This window comes from Diplocloster agilis, assembly GCF_019042275.1.
Classification (GTDB): Bacteria; Bacillota; Clostridia; order Lachnospirales; family Lachnospiraceae; genus Diplocloster; species Diplocloster agilis.
Map to the genome: position 1 here is coordinate 37,023 of NZ_JAHQCW010000033.1, position 23,686 is coordinate 60,708.

The window sequence follows — 23,686 nt, forward strand, 5'->3', positions numbered from 1 at the left end:
ATTTGTTTAATTTGCTACTTTTACCATGCTGTGGCGAACGACGCTTTCTTTGTAGAGATACCCCTTCTGGAATTCCTCCGCAACGATATTATCGCCAAAGGCTTCATCCTCCACATGCATCACCGCATTGTGCAGATTCGGGTCAAACTCGCCGCCCACCGCCTCGATCGGTTTTACACCGATCTCATCCAATGTGGTCATCAACTGCTTATAAATCTTGTTCATGCCTTCCACAAATGGATCATCCCGTTCTGTTTCCGGCACGCTTGCGAGGCCTCTCTCGAAGTTATCCACAACCGGCAGCATCTTTTCAATCACTTCTTTTGCACCGATTTCATACATGTGGGACTTCTCTTTCTCGGTCCTCTTCCTGTAATTATCGAATTCCGCCATCTGCCGTTTTACCTGATCGGACAGCTCTTCGATTTTTTCGTCTTTCTTATCTCTTTTCTCTTTCTTTTCTTTTCGCTTGCTGAATTTTTCTTTTTTCTCTTCGCCTTCCTGTGTATCCGGCTGTACAGCTTCAGCTTCCTTCACGTTTTCCTCCGCCGGGTCCTGTTCCTCAGCCTGCGCTGTCTCAGCCGCTTCCGCTGCGTTTTCCTGATCCTTCGGAATGTCTGCCGTCTCCTGCTGATCTGCCTTTATCGTATCTTTTTCTTCTGCCAAGCCTGGTTACCTTCCTTTCTATCTTTACCTATGTTTTTTTCTTATAGATCGCATCCAGTTGAACCATCAGTGTTTTGAGAGTGCTCACTACTTTCTCGTAATCCATTCTCTTTGGTCCGATGATACCTATGGTGCCCTGCATCCCTTCGCCTAATTCATAAGTCGCGGTCACAACGCTGCAGTCTTTCATAGCCCGTACCGGCGTTTCATTCCCGATATAAACCTGTATTCCATGTTCATCCGCGTTGGCCAGCGTCTCATTTACCAGATCACTCAACTGCTGCTTTTCTTCAAAAGTACTCAAAAGTTCACTGGCCCGTTCACTGTCGGACAGCTCCGGGTATTTGAAAATATTCGTGGTACCGCTTGTATATATCTCTAAATCGTCGTCCAGGTTAATGGCCTCCGCCACCGCGTCCAGCACATCGCTCACAAGCCCGCTGTGGATTCCGGCCTGTTCCTTCAGGTTCGAGATCATCCCCAGGTTGATCTCTTCTAACGTCAATCCGTTGAGCTGTGTGTTCAACAGGATATTGAGTTTCAGGATCTTCTCATTGTCCAAAGGCTCATCCACCGTAATAATCTTATTTTTCACGATATTGCCTTCCACAACAATGACCGCCAGGATCTGGGTCTCATCCACTTCGCTTAACTGTATGAACTTCACTTTATTGTGATGGTACTGAGGGGAGGAAATCATCGTCGCATAATTCGTGTTATGGGCTAATACCTTAGCCACCTGCTGCAGCAGCGACTCCATCCGGTCCGCCTTCTGGATCATGAGTTCTTTCATCTCCGTGACTTCCCGTTCTTTTTCCTCCATCATCTGATCGACGTAAAGACGGTAACCTTTGTCGGAAGGGATCCTGCCCGCTGATGTGTGGGGCTGTACAATAAATCCCATTTCCTCCAAATCTGACATCTCGTTGCGAATGGTGGCTGAACTCAACTTCAAATCCGAGTATTTGGAAATCGTTCTGGATCCCACAGGTTCACCGGTTTCCAGATAGTTCCGGATAATCGCCTGCAATATTTTCGTCTTTCTGTCGTCCAGCTGCATCCAATCGCTCCTCTCTTTTTGCTTTATTAGCACTCGTTGTTGAGGAGTGCTAACATCTGTAAATAACATAGCACTCCCCCTAATTTTTGTCAATACCATTTCATATATTTTTCAAAAATTTTAGATTTATAAAATGTATGCAAGTTTCTTTATCAGGCGGTAACAAGAACCTGGCTTGATCAGGAGCAGAGGGGACGCAAAAGGATTTCAAGACAGAAGAATGACGGCAGACGGCTTAGATGCAGATGGGATAGTTTCATTGTAGAATCATGGATTTAGGGATATAATAGGAATATTGGAATTTTTATGCAGTTTCTAACTGTTTTTCAATAGAATTAGCATGGATGTTTGTTTCGTATTGTGCATATTTCAGTGTTATGTACATTTTAGTTTATTTACATTTTAGTGTTACGCTTGCTTCTGGAAATTTGAAGCTTCTATTCTGGCTGGCTTGGATTTTGATTTTCTATCATGATTATGGTATGTGGGAGGTTGTTGGATGAAGGAATTGTTGGAGCTGTTTTGTACGTTTGCCCAGATCGGAGCGCTGACGTTCGGGGGAGGGCTGGCGATGCTGCCAATGCTGAAGCATGAACTGGTGGATAAGAAGGAATGGGTCACGGAGGAAGAATTGCTGGATTATTATGCAATCGGACAGTGTACCCCCGGGATTATCGCTGTGAATACAGCTACGTTTGTGGGGTATAAACGCAAAGGAATTTGGGGAGGCGTGTTGGCCACCCTGGGCATGGTGTTTCCCTCTCTGGTGATAATTTCCCTGGTGGCTTCCGTGTTGTCGAATTTTATGGAGAATACTTATGTGGGACATGCGCTGGCCGGAATTCGGGCCGTGGTCTGCGCGTTAATGTTAGGAACCGTTTTGACTCTTGCGAAGAAAAGTCTGGTGGACTGGATTTGTTATCTTATTTTTTTCGGGGTTTTGATTCTGGCTCTGTTCTCCCCGATCCCGGTTGTGCTGCTGGTATTATTAGCAGCCGCAGCGGGCATTGGGATTAAAATATTTGGCAGAAAGAAGGACAAACCTGTATGATCTATCTGCAATTATTTATCGAATTCTTTAAAACCGGCTTATTCGCTCTGGGAGGAGGACTGGCCACTCTTCCATTTTTAATGGAGCTGACGGAGCGGTATGACTGGTTCACTAAGGCCCAGCTTACGGATATGATAGCCGTCAGTGAGAGCACTCCGGGACCGATCGGCGTCAATATGGCAACCTACGCAGGTTTCCATACGGCGGGTATTCCAGGCGCGGTTACGGCCACCATGGCCCTGGTGCTTCCCAGCATCCTGATTATCGTTCTGATTGCGAAATTCCTGTCCGGCTTCAGTGAAAACCGTATCGTACAGGCCGTATTCTATGGAATCCGGCCGGCCGTGGCCGCGCTCATCGCTTCCGCGGTATTCGGCCTGTTCAAGACTTCTCTGTTGCTATATACGGAATCCGGGACCCTTACACCGGCCTGGGGTATCATTCTTCTGGCCCTCATAACCTTTGTCCTTCTGAATATACCCAGACTTAAAAAGCTGCATCCCATTATTTTTCTCATCTTCGGAGCTGTAATGGGTATTCTTTTCCGGCTGTAGCCCGTACTCCTTCAGAATAAAAAACTGGCCATGACATAATTGCTGACGTCGATCCCCTTATCGGAAAGGAAGATCCGGTTCTTTTCCCGGATCAGGAGCCCCTGGTCCTCCAGTTTTCGGAACACGGAAGCATAGATATCCCAGAAGCTGCGGTGAAACTGATCGTGGAATTCTCCCAGGGAGATTCCCTCCATCATACGAAGGCCCAGGAACATGAATTCTTCCATCTGATCGGCAGCGGTCAGGGTCACCAGATCTTCATAGACGTACTTTTTGGTCAGATAGGTCTGCATATCTTTCGTGACCGTGAACCTCTGGTTTTCCATCAGGGAGGCGGCTCCCAGACCGTAGCCCAGATAATCGCCGCGCTTCCAGTAGGTGATGTTGTGCCGGCATTCATATCCCGGTCTGGCATAGTTGGAGATCTCATAGCGGCGGTACCCGAACTCGTCCAGGATTGCCGCGGTGTCGTAATACATCTGCCGTTCTGCCTCTTCACTGGGCAGCTGACCGGGGTCCTCTCCTCTGTCACGCCGCGCCACGTCCTCTTTATATAATAGGTAGAAAGGCGTTTCTTCCTCGATCATAAGTCCATAGGCCGAGATATGCTGGGGGTGCAGCGCAGCTGTTTTTTTGAGCGTCTGTTTCCAGGAATCCGGGGATTGTCCGGGCAGGCCCGACATCAGATCGATGTTAATATTTTCAAAGCCAGCTTTTCTGGCCTGTTCATAATTTTCCAGGAATTCTTCGTAGGTATGAATCCTGCCCAGAAGCTTTAATTCTTCATCCTTCGTGGACTGAAGGCCTATGCTTAAGCGGTTGATGCCCATGTTCCGGTAGGCCGACAGTTTTTCCGGGTTAAGTGTGCCCGGATTTGCCTCGATGGTGATTTCCGCGTCGGATTCCACCTCATATAGATCGAAGAGCTTGTCCATGAGTTTGTCCATCAGCGGCGCGGGCAGGATGGACGGGGTTCCGCCTCCGAAAAATATGGTGTGAACCCGGTATTGGCCGGCAGCCTCCCGGGTCCGCTCCATTTTCTGGAGCAGGGTCCGCACATAGCGCTCCTGCTCCTCCTCAGAGCCTGACTTGGACAAGAAGTCGCAGTAGCCGCATTTTTTTACACAGAATGGTATATGGATATAAATGCTCAGATCTTTTTTCATCTATTTGTCATCCAGTTTGAGTACACTCATAAATGCTTTTTGCGGGATCTCTACATTGCCCACCTGACGCATTCTCTTCTTTCCTTCTTTTTGTTTCTCCAGCAATTTTTTCTTACGGGTAATATCACCGCCGTAACATTTGGCCAGCACGTCTTTTCGCATGGCTTTTACGGTTTCCCGGGCGATGATCTTACTGCCGATAGCCGCCTGGATCGGAATCTCGAACAATTGGCGGGGGATCTCTTCTTTTAGCTTTTCGCACATTCTGCGTCCCCGCTCATAGGCGGTTCCCGCGTGAACGATAAAGGAGAGGGCGTCGACTTCTTCCCGGTTGATCAGGATATCCAGCTTGACCAGTTCCGAGCGCTCATATCCCTTCATTTCATAGTCGAAGGATGCGTAGCCTCTGGATCTGGATTTCAGTGCGTCGAAGAAATCGTAGATGATTTCGTTTAATGGCAGGTCGTATTTTAAAACCGCACGGGTTTCCTCTATATATTCCATCCCCAGATATTGTCCCCGGCGTTCCTGGCACAGATCCATGATGGCGCCGATAAACTCCGTGGTCACCATGACTTCTGCGCTGACCATGGGTTCTTCCATATATTCGATCTCGGAAGGATCCGGCATGTTGGAGGGATTGGTCAATTCCACTACCTCCCCGTTGGTTTTGTATATCTTATAGATAACTCCGGGCGCCGTGGTCACCAGATCGAGATTGTATTCCCGTTCCAGGCGCTCCTGGATAATCTCCAGATGCAAAAGCCCCAGGAAGCCGCACCGGAAACCAAAGCCAAGCGCTACGGAAGTCTCCGGTTCGAACTGGAGGGAGGCGTCGTTGAGCTGGAGTTTCTCAAGCGCATCCCGCAAATCGGGATATTTCGCCCCGTCGGCCGGGTACATGCCGCAGTATACCATGGGATTTACTTTCTTATATCCCGGCAGCGGGTGTTCGCAGGGCTGCTGCGCGTTGGTGATCGTGTCGCCCACCCGGGTATCTTTGACGTTCTTTAAGCTGGCCGTGATGTACCCTACCATCCCGGCCGATAATTCTTCACAGGGTATGAACTGTCCGGCTCCGAAGTAACCTAATTCCACGACTTCCGCTTCCGCCCCGGTCGCCATCATCCGGATCGGCGTTCCTTTGCGTACCGTGCCTTCCTTGATTCTGCAGAACACGATAACCCCTTTGTAGGAATCGTAGAGAGAATCGAAGATCAGCGCCTGCAGCGGAGCCTCCGGATCACCTGCCGGCGCCGGTATTTTTTGAACGATCTGCTCCAGCACCTCTTCCACATTGGTCCCGTCCTTCGCTGAGATGAGCGGAGCTTCCTGTGCCTCTATTCCAATCACATCTTCTATCTCTTCGATCACCCGCTGGGGTTCCGCGCTTGGCAGGTCGATTTTATTGATCACCGGCATCACATCCAGATCGTGATCCAGGGCCAGATAGACATTGGCTAACGTCTGGGCCTCGATTCCCTGGGCAGCGTCCACCACCAGGATCGCCCCGTCGCAGGCCGCCAGGCTTCTGGATACTTCATAGTTAAAATCCACGTGTCCCGGCGTGTCGATCAGATTGAAGATATATTCTTCCCCATCCTTTGCTTTATATATGGTACGAACAGCCTGCGCCTTGATCGTGATTCCCCGCTCCCGCTCAAGCTCCATATTATCCAGCACCTGCGCCTGCATCTCCCGGCTGGTCAAAAGCCCGGTCATCTCGATGATCCGGTCCGCCAGTGTCGATTTACCGTGGTCAATATGTGCAATAATGCAAAAATTCCGTATTTTACTCTGATCGATATGAGACATATTCATCCTCCTATGGTACCGGATTCGATTGCAGATCTCCTCAGGCAGCCGTACTTTGTCGAGTAGCATTATATCACAGACCCGGGAATATTGTCCAGGCGGTTTTCCTGACCTTTTCGTGATTTATCGATGGGCTTGATTCGTCCTGATCTTACCTTAAGACCCTGTTAATACTTTATGTAAAATGTCGGCCAAAGGCTCCATGGCATTTTTCTCTTCCTGAAGCGTATTGGTCTGCGCCCCGCATTCCACCAGAAGGCTTCTGGGCTTGAAGTGCATGTTGTAACGGTATCCTTTCAGATAGATCTTTCTGGCCACCCCGGGATAATACTGGGCAGCTTTTAACTGGCACTGCAGGGAGAAGGCCAGGTTATCCTGGATGTAAGGGTTCGGCAGATAGGAAATATCCCCGATCTTCGTCGTCCTGGATAAGCCGTTGAAAAACATGAACTGTGCGGTGTCCTTACCATTAATATTGGTAACCAGGTGAGTGCCTTCCGCCACTCCGTCCCTGTGCAGGTCGATCACAACTTCGATGGAAGGATTGTCGGCCAGGATCTGTGCGATGGAGGTTTCCGCCAGTGCATACGCTTTGCTCCGGTCCAGTTTCCCATCGATCATATCGTATACTTCCGTGTGGTGTATCACATTGAAGTGATACTTATCCCGCAGCAAAGTGGTCAGATATTCCCCTACTCCCACAATGGTGGTACTGGGGTCACCGGGAATCGAGTCCACGAAGCTTTCCTGCGAATGGGTATGGTAGATCAGGATCTGAGGGACGCTGTTGTCCTGGGCGATCCCCATATTTTCCTGAAGAAGCTGGGACGCGTTGAGCTGGCTGCTGGTAATCGTGGTTGTTTTGTCCACCACATAAAAATTATTGATCAGATAATCATAGTCATTTAATTTTTCCATGGAAATCTGATTCGTCGTCTCCTGAGCCTCCTGTATCTGAGACACATCCACCTGTTCACTGGGTGCGGGACCGGCAGCGGCGTTTTCCGCCTGCATGGCATTGGCCAGGGCAGCGGCATTTTCCTGCTGCATCGCTTCGGTTTCCATATCGGAAGGAATCAGTTCCCCTGTCATCTCGTTTACGGCATTTTCATCGTTGGCCTCCCCCGCCAATATCATTTCATAGGTAGAGGCGCTCTCCACTTCCGTGGCGTATCCGGAGTGTTCTTCCAGATAACCAAACAGCGGAATCAGGTCAAATGCTTTTTTCGCCACATATACGCTAAAATCAGACGGCTGCTCTTCATAAGCAGCCGAATACATCAGACCTGGCAGATGCGTAGTGATGGCCTTTTTATTCAGATAACTTTCCACCTGGCCCGCCAGGTCCGAAAAACTGCCCTGCATTTGTACATTGCTCAGGGCTTTTGTTCCGTGAAATATAATATATAATCCCAGAATTAAAATCACTACCCATAGGAAGAGATTCGATATTTTCTGAAAATGGCTCATTTTGTGACCACTCCGTTCTTACAAATTATATTCCCTATTCCAGGGGAATATGCTTGTAATTAAAGAGCTGTCCCAAGCCGCCTAACGGATGCGCCAGCAGGCTTCAGGATAATTGGAATGCCATATTCAGAGCTTCCGACACAGTAAAGCTAATTCTCTTGATCGTATCATCGATATCTTTCGGCGTCACGAACATACCGTTCAAATGCGGTGAGATCAGTTCCCGGATCAACTGGTATTTCTCCGAGCTGTCGAATTCCCGCCAGGTGTTGCCAAATCCCTTCATATGATCGGATTGTTCCATGGCCTCGATCAGATTCTCCATCGTATCGTTGACAATAGTGGCCGCATCGACTACCGTTGGAATCCCGATCGCGATCACGGGAACTCCCAGCGTCTCACGGGTCAGCGCATGCCGGTGGTTGCCCACTCCTGATCCGGGATTGATGCCGGTATCCGTAATCTGTATCGTACGGCTTAATCTTTTTGTGCTTCTGGCCGCCAGGGCGTCAATAGCAATTACCAGGCTGGGCTTCGTCTCTTCCACCACTCCCCGGATAATCTCCAGAGTTTCCATACCCGTTTGAGCCATGACTCCCGGAACGATTCCGCTGATCAAATTGACTTTGTCTTTTCCCATCGCCAGTTTCCCGTATTCCTGAATGACATGCCGGGTGATCAGAAGGTTGCCTACCACTTCCGGTCCCAGCGCATCCGGGGTGACCTCCCGGTTGCCCAGTCCCACTACCAGTATAGACTGTTCTTCCTCGGAGTGCTCGATCAGATTCCTGATATGGCCGGCCAGCACCGTGGAGATTTCCTTGTGATAATCTTCGTCGGGATCAGACATATTCGGAGCCTCCAGGGTAATATAGGTACCAATCGGTTTTCCCATGGCCTTTGCCCCTTTTTCGGTCTCGATTTTCACTTTTGTAATATGGATCTCCCGCTCCTCATCGTATTCTTCTTCCACAACGACACCCTTGATTTCCACATCATCCTGCTCAAAACTTTCCTTTGCCTCCAGCGCCAGGTCTGTCCGCACTCTGAATTTGTCCAACATAGTATCCTCCTTATTTATAGAAAAGACTTTAACCGTATTTTTTACAAAAAATTGAGGATTATGTATTGACAGATAAACTTCTTTGTTCTAGAATGAATGAGTATGTTTAGCGTGATTACCGTAAGCGTCCGTGTCCGGTTATAGGGTAACCACAAAAGAATTCAAAAATCAGATTTCATTGATTTGGAGGTGTACGGATTGGCTAATATTAAGTCTGCGAAGAAGAGAATTTTGGTAAATGAGACAAAAGCGGCAAGAAATAAATCGATCAAATCGGCAGTAAAGACCGCGATCAAAAAAGTCGATGCAGCCGTTGTTGCAAAAGACAAAGCTGCGGCAGATGCTGCGTTATTGGGAGCGATTTCCGCTATCGATAAAGCGACGTCCAAAGGAATTTACCATAAAAATACCGCTTCCCGTAAAGTATCCCGGTTAACAAAAGCTGTCAACAGCATTGCCTAATCGGTTATAAGAAGCGCAAAACAGCCAATACCGTCATGTTGGCTGTTTTTTTGTTGTTATAGGGGGGCGGGAGGAGAGGGAATGGGCTGAGCGCCTGGGAGCGGTATATCCGGGGATGCTTCCGGCGGCCGGGGCCTTTTGTGTCTCCCTGGGCGCGCGGAGGGCTTGCGCTGGCGGTCGCTAAGTGGAATCGGAAAGCCGGGTTCAGGAACCGAGCCTATTCACCAGGAACACATGAGGTGTTCCCGGTTCAGAGGCTCTTGCCCGTCGGACGTGAAGTCCGCCGTGCATCCTGAACCCGGCTTCCCGATTCCACTAAGCGGCCGCACAGCCGCCCTATGCGCGCCCAGGGAGACACAAAAGGCCCCGGCCGCCGGAAGCATCCCCGGATATACCCGCTCCCAGGCGCTCAGCCCATTCCCTCTCCTCCCTTGTTTATATCGTGCTTATTTGCCATGCATCGGAGGTATTGTTCTATGATAGCTGATAAACAGTATTCCTGTCAGGATTGTAGTGTTCTCCGTAGTCAAAATCTTGTTTACGTTTCCAACTATTACAGTCGCTCGGAACGTAGCAACTGCCGTACTGGCCACGGTTTGAACAACCATATTTCTAATTAGGAAATACGTTTCCAGACATAAACGGTAAGGTACGGTGGCATATTATTATGAGGTTGACCACTACCGGCTCCACTTGTTACAAATGACCCAGTCGAATCCCATAAGGTATCATCTGACCAAGTCGGTACGCCTCGCTTATTCCCCGAAACCGCCTTATACGGGATGGAATGATCGTGAGTGGGAATTTGGCTTAATGATAATGTAACGCTAGCGGCCCCACCCATACCTCCAGCTGGATACGAACTGCCAGCCGCTAACAGGAATCGGTCTTGTATACGTTGCCAGGTTCCGCCAAACAGCGTTCCAGGACTGGTATTGTTCACTGACATATATATGCTACCTATAGGGTGCGTTTTGTCTAATAGATTATTAGTAATGTTATTGATCGCTTGTTCTACAGTAATCTCCTTATTTGACATATAAATCATGTCTGCTTCATTAGGTCCCTGCGGTCCCATTGGTCCCTGATCGCCTTTTTCGCCTTGCTCTCCTTTCGGCCCCTGTGGACCAATCGGTCCCCTCTCACCGGTTTCACCTTTTACTCCCTGTACTCCCGGATCTCCTTTTGGTCCAACATCCCCTTTTGGTCCTGTTGCACCTGTAGGTCCCTGCGGTCCTTCAGGTCCGGTCAATCCTCTTGGACCTGTTACACCCTGTGGACCTTCCGGGCCAGTCAGCCCTCTTGGTCCTTGTGGACCGGTTTCACCCTGAGGTCCCTGCGGACCTACTGCCCCGGCATTGCCCTTATCCCCCTTCAAGCCCTGCGGGCCAGCTGGTCCTGTTTCTCCAAGTTCTCCTTTTAATCCCTGAGGCCCTCTTGGTCCAACAGGCCCCTGTTCGCCTGGATCTCCTTTATCGCCTTTTAAACCCTGCACTCCAGTGTCACCCTTCGGTCCTTCCGGCCCAGCAGAACCTGCTTCGCCAGCTGGTCCGACAGGTCCTTGTTCTCCAGGATCACCTTTTTCCCCTTTCAAGCCGTTCATCCAGTCGACCATAGTTCCCTGAAAACCATAATCCACCGCAATTTCATACGCCGATTTACCTTTGGCATATACAGTTGTTTTCTCATCTCCGATATACCAGAATCCATCAACTCCGATATGAGGCGTAACACCATCCTCACCTTTAGATGGTTTACCAGTATCGATACCGTTGATATACCAGTTTCCGTTTGTCCCGATTTCGGGAAGAAATAGTGTATAAGTACTTTGATCAGACATTAATTATCCTCCTTATAAACAAAATTAGAACATATGTTTGTTTTAAAATAGTCCTATGTTTTGTATATCCATCAAAAAGACACATTTAGTGTCTATTTTCAATATTCAAACTTATTTCTTCTCTTTACATTCTTCATTACGCCATTAATCAGTCATTTTAGCTAAATGCCATATTATTACCATAGTTACCGGAAGGCTCTCTGAATATATCCCATACCTGCGGACTGTGACAGTACTTATGGCATTAGAAAATCAATACCAACTACGTTCACAATTCATACTATTTTGTAATGTGGCTGTAGCAGACCGTCGGGTCGCCGGGTTTTTGGGGTCTTCCCGGAAGAGCATAGGGCGGTTGTGTATTCGCTAAGTGGAATCGAAAAAGCCAGGTTCAGGAATCCTGAACCTGGCTTTTTCGATTCCACTTAGCGGATACCAGAGCAAATCTTCCGCACTACTAGGGAGCCCCAATAGAACCCGGCGGCCGGCAACAGCCCCCTGATCTAATTTCTGACCGCAAGCCGTTTGACTCCAGTCTTTCTGCCGTCGCCCGCAGAGTCCAGCCTTGCGATGGCACGCTCCAGCCCTATAAAATCAATTCCCCCTGGCCATCGCACTATACTTAACGATTAGAAGCTCTACACTGATCGTGTCCGTCAGCTGGCCGGTCTTTACAGCTTCTTCCATCTGGGCGCAGTCCTCTACCGCTTCCCTCAGCTGTTCCAGGGTAAAACGTCCTGTCTGGGCGGCGTATTTTTTGACCAGGAACGGGGCCAGGCCTGCTTGCTTCGCTATTGTCGAACTGTCCAGGCCCAGGGTTTTCATGTTCTTTACCTGCATGAGCTGGTTGAATTGCCTGGAGATTAGAAATAGGATTCGCATGGGCGGCTCTTTTAAAGCCAGCAGATCATAATATAGCTTTAACGCTTTCTTTTGGTTCTGTTCCGTTACGGCGCCGATCATGTCAAAAATTTTGTTGGCGATCTGCGTGGTACAGATCTCTTCCACATCTTCATCATTGATCTCCGGCCGGTCCATAGTGTAGCAGATTAATTTTTCCAGTTCCTGGCAGATGTTTTCCATGTCGGAGCCTGTCTTGCTTAAGAAGAGCTGCAGTGTGGATTCCCGGATACTTTTTTGTTCTTTTTTTAACATACCGGCCACCCAGCGGATCAGGGTTCTCTCATCCTGACGGGTCATCTCAGCTGCACGGCCTTTCTCTTTCACCGCTTTAAAAAGCGCGTTCCGCTTGTCCACCTCCTCTTCTACAAATACAAAATAGGTGAATTCCGGAAGTTCCTTTATATATTCTGCCATCTGGGGACTGGAAGTTTTAAACCAGCCGCTGTTCTCTATGACAATTAACCGGTGTTCTGCAAAAAACGGCATGGTTTCCGCCAGATCGATCACTTCGCCCGGTGCTGTGCCCTTTCCTTCAAAATAGGTGTAATTCATCGTATCATCTGCTGGGAGGACAGCTTCATGTAGTTTGTCCCGGTACTGTTTCTTAAGATAGGTCTCATCTCCATAGAGCAGATATACTTGTTTCAGCTGTTGATTTTTTATGTCTTCTATCACGCTTTTCATTTGATTTCACTCCGTTTCATCCGTGTTGGAATGTAACTGCATTCCATTATACTATAATTTTTAAGGGTTTTGAAGAAAAGTTTCCAACTTTAAACGCCCATCTTGGATGCCGACCGTAATCGCGCCGCTTTGCATGGTGAGAAATGTACGGCACTTTATTTCCTCCAGACGCTCCAGAGTCTCCTGATGCGGATGTCCGTAGGAGTTTCCGGCGCCGCAGGAGATCAGCGCTGCTTTCGGCATGGTTTTTTCGAGAAACGGTTTACTTGTGGAGGAGCCGGAACCATGATGTCCTACTTTTAAGATATCAACCGGCAAAAGCTCGTCCAGGATTCGTTCCTCCCCCTCTTCCCCCAGATCACCGGTAAGCAGGATGCGGAACTGATCGTATTGTACAGCCAGTACCACGGAACCGTCATTTCGATCCACCGAATCGTATCCACGGACGGGATGCAGGCACTGGATACGAAGTCCTCCCTGTTCCAGTTTCATCCCCTCGCCGATTACTCCCACTTCTATCCCGGCATCCTCTGCCAACGTTCTCATTTCCATATAAGCTTCATCCCGGTTAGCGATATCAGGCAGCAGAAGGCAACGAATCGGGTAACCTAACTGTATCAGTTCCCGGATTCCTGAGGTATGGTCCGCGTCGGCATGGGTCATCAGCACATAGTCCAATTTTCGTATGCCCCGGGCTTTCAGGAAAGGCAGAATCCTGTATTTACCCACCTCTTTTACATCAGAACTGCCCGCATCCACCAGCATATGAAATCCTTGCGATTGTATAAATATGCCGTCCCCCTGAGAAACATCCAGCGATACCAGTTCGAATTCGGGATCGTTCCGCCCGGTCAAAATAAACAGCATGATACAAAAAAGGATGACCGGCAGCGTTTTTCTCAGAACTTTATGACTTATTTTTTTCCATAGGACCAGAATCAGCAGACTAATCCCGTAATATAGGAAGATTCGGCAAAAAGACGGCTTTCCGATGATGAGATTATGAAACGGAAGTTTCTCGGAACCGCTGCACAGAAGCTGATAGAATTCTAATATGTAATGAGCCGGAGCGGCCAGGAAACTTCCGGCCGTTCCGTTTATCATGCCGGCAAAACCACCCAGCAGGCCCGTGAAAACAACCAGGGACATCAGAGGGATTACACAAAGATTCAAAAGTACAGAGTATAACGGGAATTCATAGAAGGATGACAAAAGGACCGGCAAGCTCATAATCTGTACTGAGAGGCTTGCCTTTAAGCCTTCCGACACAGGATTCTTCCATGGAAGCAGTTCCTTTAATACAGGCATGAACACTGCGATTCCAAGGACTGCGCCAAAGGACAGGAGAAAGCCGGAATAAAACAGGTAGTACGGATTATCCGCCAGGATCAGTATGGCTGCGAAGGCCGTCCCCGTGCCCAGGTCGTAGGTCCGGCCCAATATCTTACCGGCGGTCATGAGGCTGAACATCAACAGCGCCCGGACGGCCGACACGCTTTGGCCGGTCATCTGGACATAACTGCCCATCAGGGCGGTGCACAGAACTCCCGCTGCCCACACCGGGCATCGGATTTTTCTCAGGATACTGAAAATGGCCATGCCAATAATCGAGATATGAAGACCAGAGATGGCCAGAATATGGCTGATTCCGCCACTTTGATAGCGTTCTTTAATCTGAGAGTCCAACTGGCCCTTTTCTCCCAGCAGCATGGCTTTTAGTACCTGGCTGTCGCTTTCCGGCAGCACCCGGTCCAGAGATCTGCCCATGCGCTCCCGGATCTGTGTGATCGCCTCCAGATACCGGTTATAACCGCCGTCCACCAGGGTGGTTTCGTCCCCGTAGACAAAACCGTCTGTTCTCATAATCTTATAATAGGCGGCAGCGTCAAACTGTCCTGGATTCCCTGCGGGTTCAGGCCACTTGATCGTACCAGATACCCGAACCGTACTTCCGATTTTCAATTGCGGATTTTCTTCCAGGTAAATAATTAACTTTTTTAAAGGGATTTTTCGATTTTCTTCCAGAATGGAAATGTGTTTCAGATAGATCAGATATTTGTCATTTTTTTCTTCGCGCCCGCAGACATCCCCCTGCACCGTGACCCGGGCGCCGTCCGGGCAGGGAGGTTCTTTCCTTTCCCCGCCATAGGCGCCCGGAAGCACAATCAGTGCGAAGGCCAGCGCCAATAGGCACATCGGCCGTTTGATCATTTTTTATTAGTCACCCCTTTTGACGAATCCATCTGGCTGTCCTTGATCAGGGTGTCCTGTGACTCGATCAGGTCCAGATTTCGCTCAAACGGTGATTCCAGACTGATACTCTCCCGAAATTTTACATCCGTCTTTCCGTTGATGGAAAACTGCACCTTACTGATATTGGACAGCTCCGTAAGCGAATTTACAATGGAATAGACCGGCAGCATGTCGGATATCTCATAGGGATTATCCAGGAATTTTTCGTCCAGATTCACATAACAGGTTCCGTCTTTCGTAGAAATGCCCAGTATCTTAGTCTCGGGAGGAATCGTGGCGTAAGCCTTTGATCCTTCTTTCGGCCCCTGGATTAACTGTTCCACGATCAGTTTTTCCATAGAAATATTGCCGCTGTAAGTCTTTGTCGGCTTGGTCGTCACCAGTTTATCTCCGTTTTTGTTGGCATAATATAAGGTGAGTGTGGCCCGTTTATAAGCATTGATTTCCGCCCCGGGGTTATCCACAAAGCTGTCCGCCGACATAATTCCAACCGGATTCGCGTTGGCGTCCAGCAGCGGATTGCCATTTACCGTAAATGTAATATTCTTGACTCCCTGCACCTGGGTCAGGGTTCTCACTACAGCCGCCCTGCACAGGACTTCCCGGATACTGGACATCTCGTGGTAGTTCTCACTGAAATCCAGGTACAGCTGATTTTCATCCATAGTGGGCTGCCCGACCACGATACCGGAAGGGATAGCCGCCTTATAATCGGCGTCCTCAGGTACGTTCTGCAGCTGCACCAGCAGTTCCTCCACCAATTTTAACGTATCTTCGCCTTTGATCTCAAAGGGCTCCGGCACCAGTGCCGTCTCATCTTTATTTACATAAAACACAGCCTTTTGCCCCGCTTCCCTCTCCTGCTCCCCACAGGCGCTCAAGAGGAAAACCATGAACAGGAGCAGACCGATTATTCCAGCCTTTTTTTGCATTCTATCCCTCCTAAGCGATGTAATTAAGCGGCACCCGCACCGTAAATGTAGTTCCTTCGTTCTCTTTACTGTAGACTTTAATGGCTCCTCTGTGCATCAGAATCGCACTACGGGTAATCGCAAGGCCCAGTCCGGTTCCTCCGATCTCTCTGGACCGGGATTTGTCCACACGGTAAAATCTCTCAAAGATATGTTCCACGGACTCCTCCGGTATGCCCATTCCGGAATCCGACACCTTCACATAGAAATATTTGTGATCCGCATTGAGGGAGACATGGACCCAGCCGTTATCAATATTATATTTGATCGCGTTCTCCACCAGATTGGAAAATGCAAGACTCAGCTTCACCTCATCGATCTCCGCGGTCACCGGGCGGAAGCTTTCAAACACCAGCTCTATGTTCCGCTGCGCCGCGATAGGTCTTAACCGTTTCAGGATCGATTCCAGCATCTCATTGATATTGATGGGAGCAATATTCAGATCCGACGCCTTCTTGTCCAGCTTAACCAAAGACAGCAGATCGGAGATAATCTGGCTCTCCCGGTCAATCTCCTGAGCGATATCCGACATAAACTCCTTATATAGCTCCACCGGAGCGTCTTCCTGCATCAGCAGAGAATCCGCCAGGACCTTCATAGAGGTAATGGGTGTCTTCAGCTCATGGGATACGTTGGATACGAATTCCTGGCGGCTGTCGTCCAACACCTTCATATGCGCCAGCATCCGGTTAAAAGCTTCCGCCAGCTGCTCGGTCTCCACATAACCCGGGATAGACAGATTATTTTCATCTCCGTATCCCTCGCTGACCTCTTCGATCGAATGGGTCACCTTGCTGAACGGCCTTACGAAAAAGCTGGCCAGATACACCGCGAGCATAAGAATCACTGCCGAAATCGCGATCACCAGAACTAAAGATTTGCTTCCCAGCACATCCAGGCTGTCCAGGATGCTGTCCGTGGATACACTGGTAATCATCACCCCGATCACTTCCTTACTGGTCTGGTCCTTAATCGGAACAGTCAGCTCTATGTAGTGGTTATCGGGATCATAGTTAACGATATTCTCCCCCTTAAAGCACTTAAACACTTCTTCGGAGACAATCGTTTTCGCTTCGTCCAATCCGTAGGTATCTTTAATAATCTTAAAATTCCGGTCCGTAATCAGTATCCGTCCGTCGTACATATTAGACAGCTGGTCCAACTGTCCATTGATCACATCCGAGGACTGATCCAGCATATAATCCGACGAGATCAGCTGATTGCTCAATATCATCAGCTGATTCTGCACGTCCATTCCCCGCACCGAAACAGCTCTGTCCTCATAGCTGTTCAATATCCCATTTCTCACAATAATGCAGGGAATAATCCCTACTGCCAGCAGAAACAGGAAAATCCGCACCCGAAGGCTGCGGAATATTTTCGCACCAAACTTCAATCTGGAAATGGGTACCCACTCCTTAATCTAACAGGAGACCCGGATCCCGAGCCTCCCGCCTTTTTATTCCCAATTATTTTACCATGATTATGGCGGCTGGTCAAATACTTTTGGGTGGCCTTTTCAGGTCTTTTGGCTGATTTGGTGTGGGATGCTTGAGGGGGATGGGGGCGCGTTTCTTCTGCCGGCGGGGGCGGGTGTTGCCTGTGGGACGGAAACTTCGAGGGACCTTTGAATTTCTAATAGGCCAGGATTTTTGCCAGGACAGTCAGGGGCCGCGCAAACTCGCGTGCGCTCAGACAGTGCGTGGCCCCTGACTTGGCAAAAATCCAGCCCTATAAGAAATTTCAAAGACCTCTCAATGTTTCCGTCCCACAGGCAACACCCGCCCCCGCCGGCAGAAGAAACGCGCCCCCATCCCCCTCAAGTCCAACAACCCAGCCTTATTAGTGTGAATGGTCTTATAATGCTTTTTTGTATTCGTTGGATTGTGGAATACTTATGTTTTTTGTTTTCTTTGTCGCTACGCTGTATTGATGGTGGTATTAGATATTAGATATTTTGATATAAGATATTAAAAGATATTTGGCTTATGTGCCTAGATCGTCTTCTATTCCATATTTTAGGTATGTCTATGTATATAAATAATTATCTGAGACACTGAAAATTCACCTATTAAAGAAAGGAGAAATACTGTTTTTCTGATTATAACAACTGCGAGGCTATTGAATAGGCTTTGGGCCTGGTAAGCAGGAAGCCTAAGGTTATGGATGAGCACGGCTTTATGTCCGGGCATTCCTCCGGGGAGACCCGGACGCTGCGGAATCATTGCTGGCTCTGGTAAGTATCCTAAACGTATAGAGGATTGCGGGCGAAGAAGAAATAAGAACCTTTCTATATCTGTCCTGGTTCTTACTCTCGAGTTTGGGGATACCCGCTGCTTAGGGCTGGGAACCGTGGGCGGTATCCGGGGTTGCTCCCGGCGGCCGGGTTCTTTTGTGTCTCCGCTTAGTGGGATCGAAATGCCGGATTCAGGATGCACGGCGGACTTCACGTCCGACTGGCAAGAGCCTCTGAACCGTGGGCTGGCGCACTAACTTGGCGTTCTTCCCGGGGGCTTCGTATGCCCGCTGCTTACGGCTTGGAACCGTGGCGGTATCCGGGGACGCTCCGGGCGGCCGGGTTCTTTTGTATCTCTCTGGGAGCGCATAGGGCGGCTGAGCACCCGCTTAGTGAAATCGAAAAGCCGGGTTCAGGATGACCGGCGGACTTCACGTCCGACGGGCAAGAGCCTCTGAACCGGGAACACATCACGTGTTCCTGGTGAATAGGCTCGGTTCCTGAACCCGGCTTTTCGATTCCACTTAGCGGATACCAGCGCAAGCTCTCCGCGCTCCCAGGGAGATACAAAAGAACCCGGCCGCCCGGAGCATCCCCGTATACCGCTCACGGTTCCAAGTCCTAAGCAGCGGGCATAGGAAGCCCGTGGAAGAATGCTAAGCTAGTGCGACAGCCCCTCGGTTCAGAGGCTCTTGCCCGTCGGCCCTGAAGTCCGCCCTGCATCCTGAACCCGGCTTTTCAATTCCGCTTAGTCCGTAACGACCCCTTTTTGGAGCATAATGTTCGCGTAGAGAGCGCTTTCGCCTGTAGCGATAATCGCATATGCCGTTTTAGACTCATCATAAAATTCGAAACGTTCAATCTGCCCGATGGCGTCCGCTCCGCGGCTGTCATGTTTCGCAACGATCTCTTTATAGGTCTCCCAGATCGGAGTCTCCACGTTATCGCCCTTCATGACTTCCATCAGGTTCATGGGTTTCTCCACATAGGTATCCAGCGGGAACACCTGCAGAATCGCGTCCAGCAGTTCCGGAACCCCATGTCCGTCACAGCGGATTACAATAGCGTCTTTTCCCATACTCTCCGCAGGGAAATTTCCATCCGAGATCACCAGCCGGTCGCTGTGGCCCATTTCGCAAAGAACTTTCAGTAATTCGGGAGATAAGATTTTTGGTACTCCTTTTAACATGATGATAATCCTCCTCTTTTTAATAAGATTGTAAGCATACGAAATTACCTAAATGAAATGCCCCGATGAACGGGGCATTTCGTTTTTCATGCTCAGAAACAATTTCTTAAGCAATTATATCAAATCTTATTCGTACAGGCAAGGTTTAACTTCTTCGGTTTCCATGTTTTCAGCGGTGTAGAATAAGCAACCGGTGTCAACATCGTGTACTTCCTGTCCTGTTGCAGCCATGATAGCCAGCTCAACAGCTTTGTAACCGATCTGTACAGGGTTCTGTGTTACGGAACCAGCGAAGATACCATTCTTTACAGCGTCAAGCTGAACTTTACCGGAGTCGAATCCAACGCCGATAACTTTGTCAGCGCCCAGAACGTTCAAGTTCTTGTTAGCGGTAATGATGTTCTTAGCTGCGAATTCGTTGGAACCATAGATCGCGATCAGGTCAGACTCGTTCATGATCTTGGAAGCAGCGGTCTGGCAGTCAGCGTCTACTACGTTTGCAGGGATACCGATCTCTAAGATAACCTTAGCGTCAGCAACTTCTTTTTTGAATTTGTCATGTCCGATGATGGAAACTTTTCCTTCGCCGATCAGTTCAACCATTTTGTCAAGGAATCCCTGAGTACGGTCTACGATAGACTGAGAGTTCGCTTCCTGGGAAACAACACCGATTCTTACGGTTTCAGCGGGATCTGTTACTTTATCTTTGATCAGTTTGTATAACTCATCTGCTGCCAGTCCGCCTGCTGCATAGTTGTCGGTGGAAGCGTTGGCAACGATAGCGCCTTCGGGAGCATCCGGAACACCGGAGTCAAAACCTACGATCGGAATACCGGAGTTCTGAGCCTGTTTGATGGAATCCAGAACGGATTTGGTATCCAGAGCTGCCAGGCAGATCGCGTCGGGGCTCTTGTTGATCGCGTTCTTTACCTGCTCAACCTGCTGAGCGATATCCTGCTCGCTGTTCGGTCCAACGAAGTTGTCGGCGGGATTTACGGTTAATTTGTAATCTTCTCCGGCTTTCTGAGCGCCTAATTTAACAGCTTTCCAGAAGTCATGCTGGAAACCTTTTGCAACTACCTGCACGTTCAGTGCGCTGTAATCTACGCTTGCATCGGGTTTGAGTTCGCCGGTCGCTGCAGGAGCTTCGCTCTCAGCGGGAGCCTCGGTTGCTTCCGGAGCTTCGGTTGCTTCCGGTGCTTTGGTCTCTGCAGGAGCTGCAGGAGCTTCGGATGCTGCCGGTTCTGCGGCGGGCTCTTCAGCCTTGCTTCCGCAGCCTGTTACCATGGCTGCTACCATAGCTACGCATAAAAGTACGCTAATTACTTTTTTCTTCATTCTTTAAATCCTCCCTTAATTTGATAGATTTATAATAACTGCCCTGCCCTATTGCAGGGACAGTTAATAACATGATAAGCAAACAATTGATACATTAGTTTCCCTGTTTTTTCCTGTTGGCCACATCGGCGAATACTGCGATAATCAGTACGAAGCCGGTGATAAACAACTGGTAGTGAGGCTGCAGGCCTACGAAAGGAAGGCCGGTTTTCAGGATCGCCATGATAAATACACCGATCAGGGTACCTGCGATTGATCCAACACCACCGGAGAGAGACGTTCCGCCGATTACAACACCGGCGATGGCATCCAGCTCAAATCCGTTTCCGGTACCGGGCATCAGGGTTACGTTGATAGCCGCGTAAGAGATACCTGCCAGAGCAGCGAACAGGCCGCTGATGATAAATGCAAGGGTTTCCCATTTTACTACGTTGACACCGGATAATCTGGTTGCTTCTTTGTTGCTTCCCAAAGCCAGGATATAACGGCCGGGACGGGTCTTATTTAAAATGATCGCCATGATAATAGCCAGTACGATCAACAGGATGAATCCGGTAGGAATACCTGCCGCCATATTCTGAGGCAGCCAGTCAGGCTGGAACTTGAAGATGTTCTTAAACCATGCGCCTGCTTCGTCGCCCATCGGGAAGGATACGGAAGCCGTTCCTGTAACGATGGAACCAAGTCCTCTTGTTATCATCATCGTACCCAGTGTGGCGATAAAAGCCGGCAGCCCCATCACGGAAACCATCAGTCCGTTGGCCAGTCCGAACACGCCGCCGATCACGATGATCAGGATCAAGGCTACTGCCATGGGAACCCCTGCCTGGTATAAGGTACCGCCGATCAGGGAACAGCAGATACACAAGGTACCGATGGACAGGTCAATTCCGCCTGTGATAATAACAAATGTAACGCCGATTGCCATGAAACCAATGTAGTAAGCGGAGTCAAATACGCTGACGATCGTACTGTATTTGAAGAATCCCTTACCGAATATACTAAAGAATATGAACAACGCTACCATCGCTACAATGGCAACTAACTTCTGTGTTCCCATTGCCCTGGTTTTCTTTTCAACACTTTTTTCCATTTTCTTTTACCCTCCTAATTTCTCAATGTTGCTGCGCGCATTATTGCTTCCTGGCTCGCCTCTTCGATAGAAAGTTCGCCAGTCTTTCTGCCTTCGCACATGACAACGATCCGATCGCTCATTCTCAACACCTCTGTCAATTCAGAGGATATCATAATAATGGACTTCCCTTGTGCCACCAGTTCATTCATCAGATGGTAGATCTCACTCTTGGCACCCACGTCGATGCCTCGGGTAGGTTCGTCAAAAATCAGGATATCACAATCCCGGACCAGCCATTTGGCAATAACGACTTTCTGCTGGTTACCACCGGACAGGCTGACTACTTTCGTATCCACGGTAGGAGTTTTTGTTTTCAATTTTTCTACATATTCCACCGCGGCTTCTTTTTCCTTGGCCTTGTCTATAAACAACCCATTGGCAAAATTATCAAGCGACGCCATCGTGGTATTCTCCGCAACGGTCTTTTCCACGATGATACCGTATCTCTTACGGTCCTCCGACAGATATCCGATACCGGCGTTTACGGCATCCTGAGGGCTCTTGATTACTACTTTTTCCCCATTTACAAAGATCTCGCCGCTGTCGATCTTATCCGCTCCAAAGATCGCTCTGGCCGTCTCTGTTCTGCCTGCGCCCATCAGTCCTGAGAATCCGAGAATCTCGCCTTTTCTCAGATCAAAACTCACATCCTTGACCATCTTACCGGCATTCAGATTCTTCACGCTCAGCACCACCGGCGCGTCGTCCGGTACATTGCTCTTTTCCTTCGGGTCTTCGTAGATTACACGTCCAACCATCATATTAATGATATCGTCTTTCGTGCATTTCTCAGTGATCAGTGTTCCCACATACTCACCATCACGCATAACCGTTACACGGTCCGTTATTACCTTAATCTCATCCATGCGGTGGGAAATATAAATAATTCCCAGATTCTTCTCCCGCAGGTCACGGATAATCTTGAACAGCTCGTCGATCTCCGCTTCCGTCAGAGCCGCCGAAGGCTCGTCAAAAATAATCACCTTTGCGTCTCTGGAAATAGCCTTTGCGATTTCGCACATCTGCTGTTTACCAACGGTGAGATTCCCCATTTTCTCAGCCGGATTGATATTGATATTCAATCTTTCAAACAGCTTTGCCGCTTCTTCGTTCATCTTCTTATCATTAATCAGTTTGCCGTTCATTTTCTCACGGCCAATAAAAATATTCTGCGCCACCGTCAGATGGTTCATCATATTCAGTTCCTGATGCACGATGGATATTCCGATATCCTGTGCCTCTTTCGGGGTGGTAAAGTTCACTTCCTGCCCCTCAAAAGTGATCGTTCCGCTGTCCTTGGAATAAATGCCCGTCAACACTTTCATCAATGTGGATTTTCCGGCACCATTCTCGCCCATCAGCGCATGAACTTCTCCCTTTCTCAGGTCAAAGTCTACTTCCTTTAGTGCATGGACACCTGGAAAGGACTTGTCTATCCCTTTCATTGTCAATATTACGTCGCCCACTATCTCACCATCCATTTCTCTTCAGAACTCGTCTCTCTGATATGTGTCTATTATATGTCTAAATTATGAACGTTTTAATAGAGAATCTTATGGAAAAGGGTAAAAATCTTACGAAGTTGTAGAATATTTTCCCCTTATTCCTTTTTTCGGATTTTCTTCCCCTGTTTTATGCACTGTTTTCTATAGAAACCGGAAAAAGAGTATACGCTCCGGTTCTTGACATATCTTGCTTTGAATGACATAATGAAAAGCACATCCGAGGAAGAAGCGGATTTCCCATATCCTATTTACACTTCGCCCCAAAACGAACGCTGTACCTTTGCCGGTAAGCATGTGTTCCCGGCATTCTGGAAACAACTCATTC

18 protein-coding genes are annotated in these 23,686 nt (G+C 48.8%); 3 read left to right on the forward strand and 15 right to left on the reverse strand.

Translation table 11 applies throughout. The features are described 5' to 3' along the window. Window positions 1-6: 6 nt before the first annotated feature. Both grpE and hrcA read right to left on the reverse strand, forming a co-directional pair. A complete protein-coding gene (gene grpE / locus KTH89_RS17570) occupies window positions 7-666 on the reverse strand; it encodes a nucleotide exchange factor GrpE (RefSeq protein WP_238722566.1) in 660 nt (219 codons plus the stop codon). Window positions 667-694: 28 nt separating this feature from the next. Beyond that, entirely contained in the window at window positions 695-1,726 is a 1,032-nt protein-coding gene (gene hrcA / locus KTH89_RS17575) for a heat-inducible transcriptional repressor HrcA (protein ID WP_158344686.1), read from the reverse strand. A 499-nt stretch (window positions 1,727-2,225) separates the two neighbouring features. On the opposite strand from hrcA, the gene KTH89_RS17580 reads away from it, so the two are divergent. After that, entirely contained in the window at window positions 2,226-2,777 is a 552-nt protein-coding gene (locus KTH89_RS17580; protein ID WP_238722567.1) for a chromate transporter, read from the forward strand. Continuing rightward, window positions 2,774-3,331, forward strand: a complete 558-nt coding sequence (locus KTH89_RS17585) for a chromate transporter (protein WP_158344690.1) — start codon at window positions 2,774-2,776, stop codon at window positions 3,329-3,331. The genes KTH89_RS17580 and KTH89_RS17585 overlap by 4 nt, the downstream gene beginning before the upstream one ends. Window positions 3,332-3,342: 11 nt before the next feature. Here the strand turns inward: KTH89_RS17585 and hemW are convergent, their stop codons facing one another. The 4 genes from hemW to gpr all read right to left on the reverse strand — a co-directional run bounded on the left by hemW (window position 3,343) and on the right by gpr (window position 8,845). After that, entirely contained in the window at window positions 3,343-4,497 is a 1,155-nt protein-coding gene (gene hemW / locus KTH89_RS17590) for a radical SAM family heme chaperone HemW (RefSeq protein WP_158344693.1), read from the reverse strand. Further along, entirely contained in the window at window positions 4,498-6,312 is a 1,815-nt protein-coding gene (lepA, locus tag KTH89_RS17595) for a translation elongation factor 4 (protein WP_158344695.1), read from the reverse strand. It abuts the gene before it with no gap. A 156-nt stretch (window positions 6,313-6,468) separates the two neighbouring features. Further along, window positions 6,469-7,782 carry a stage II sporulation protein P gene (locus KTH89_RS17600; protein ID WP_238722568.1) on the reverse strand — a complete coding sequence of 438 codons (1,314 nt, stop codon included), beginning with the start codon at window positions 7,780-7,782 and terminating at the stop codon, window positions 6,469-6,471. Between the two features lie 103 nt (window positions 7,783-7,885). Then, window positions 7,886-8,845 carry a GPR endopeptidase gene (gpr, locus tag KTH89_RS17605; RefSeq protein ID WP_158344696.1) on the reverse strand — a complete coding sequence of 320 codons (960 nt, stop codon included), beginning with the start codon at window positions 8,843-8,845 and terminating at the stop codon, window positions 7,886-7,888. A 198-nt stretch (window positions 8,846-9,043) separates the two neighbouring features. Between gpr and rpsT the strand changes: the two genes are divergently transcribed. Next, complete coding sequence (rpsT, locus tag KTH89_RS17610; RefSeq protein WP_158344698.1) at window positions 9,044-9,307, forward strand: 30S ribosomal protein S20; 264 nt, start codon at window positions 9,044-9,046, stop codon at window positions 9,305-9,307. Between the two features lie 616 nt (window positions 9,308-9,923). Here rpsT and KTH89_RS17615 read toward each other — a convergent pair. From KTH89_RS17615 to KTH89_RS17655, 9 genes are all read right to left on the reverse strand, one after another. Next, a complete protein-coding gene (locus KTH89_RS17615; RefSeq protein ID WP_238722569.1) occupies window positions 9,924-11,147 on the reverse strand; it encodes a phage baseplate protein in 1,224 nt (407 codons plus the stop codon). A gap of 594 nt (window positions 11,148-11,741) precedes the next feature. Next, window positions 11,742-12,734, reverse strand: a complete 993-nt coding sequence (gene holA, locus KTH89_RS17620; protein ID WP_238722570.1) for a DNA polymerase III subunit delta — start codon at window positions 12,732-12,734, stop codon at window positions 11,742-11,744. A gap of 60 nt (window positions 12,735-12,794) precedes the next feature. Further along, a complete protein-coding gene (locus KTH89_RS17625; RefSeq protein ID WP_238722571.1) occupies window positions 12,795-14,945 on the reverse strand; it encodes a DNA internalization-related competence protein ComEC/Rec2 in 2,151 nt (716 codons plus the stop codon). Next, window positions 14,942-15,919 carry a GerMN domain-containing protein gene (locus tag KTH89_RS17630; protein WP_158347215.1) on the reverse strand — a complete coding sequence of 326 codons (978 nt, stop codon included), beginning with the start codon at window positions 15,917-15,919 and terminating at the stop codon, window positions 14,942-14,944. The genes KTH89_RS17625 and KTH89_RS17630 overlap by 4 nt, the downstream gene beginning before the upstream one ends. 10 nt (window positions 15,920-15,929) lie before the next feature. After that, complete coding sequence (locus tag KTH89_RS17635) at window positions 15,930-17,363, reverse strand: sensor histidine kinase (protein ID WP_158347216.1); 1,434 nt, start codon at window positions 17,361-17,363, stop codon at window positions 15,930-15,932. Window positions 17,364-18,942: 1,579 nt separating this feature from the next. Then, the gene (locus KTH89_RS17640; RefSeq protein ID WP_158348165.1) at window positions 18,943-19,383 is read right to left on the reverse strand and encodes an RbsD/FucU family protein; all 441 of its coding nucleotides are present in this window, start codon (window positions 19,381-19,383) and stop codon (window positions 18,943-18,945) included. A 126-nt stretch (window positions 19,384-19,509) separates the two neighbouring features. Then, the gene (locus tag KTH89_RS17645) at window positions 19,510-20,721 is read right to left on the reverse strand and encodes an ABC transporter substrate-binding protein (RefSeq protein WP_158348167.1); all 1,212 of its coding nucleotides are present in this window, start codon (window positions 20,719-20,721) and stop codon (window positions 19,510-19,512) included. 94 nt (window positions 20,722-20,815) lie between these two features. Next, a complete protein-coding gene (locus KTH89_RS17650; RefSeq protein WP_158348169.1) occupies window positions 20,816-21,814 on the reverse strand; it encodes an ABC transporter permease in 999 nt (332 codons plus the stop codon). A gap of 14 nt (window positions 21,815-21,828) precedes the next feature. Then, a complete protein-coding gene (locus KTH89_RS17655) occupies window positions 21,829-23,322 on the reverse strand; it encodes a sugar ABC transporter ATP-binding protein (RefSeq protein ID WP_158348203.1) in 1,494 nt (497 codons plus the stop codon). Between the last annotated feature and the right edge of the window lie 364 nt (window positions 23,323-23,686).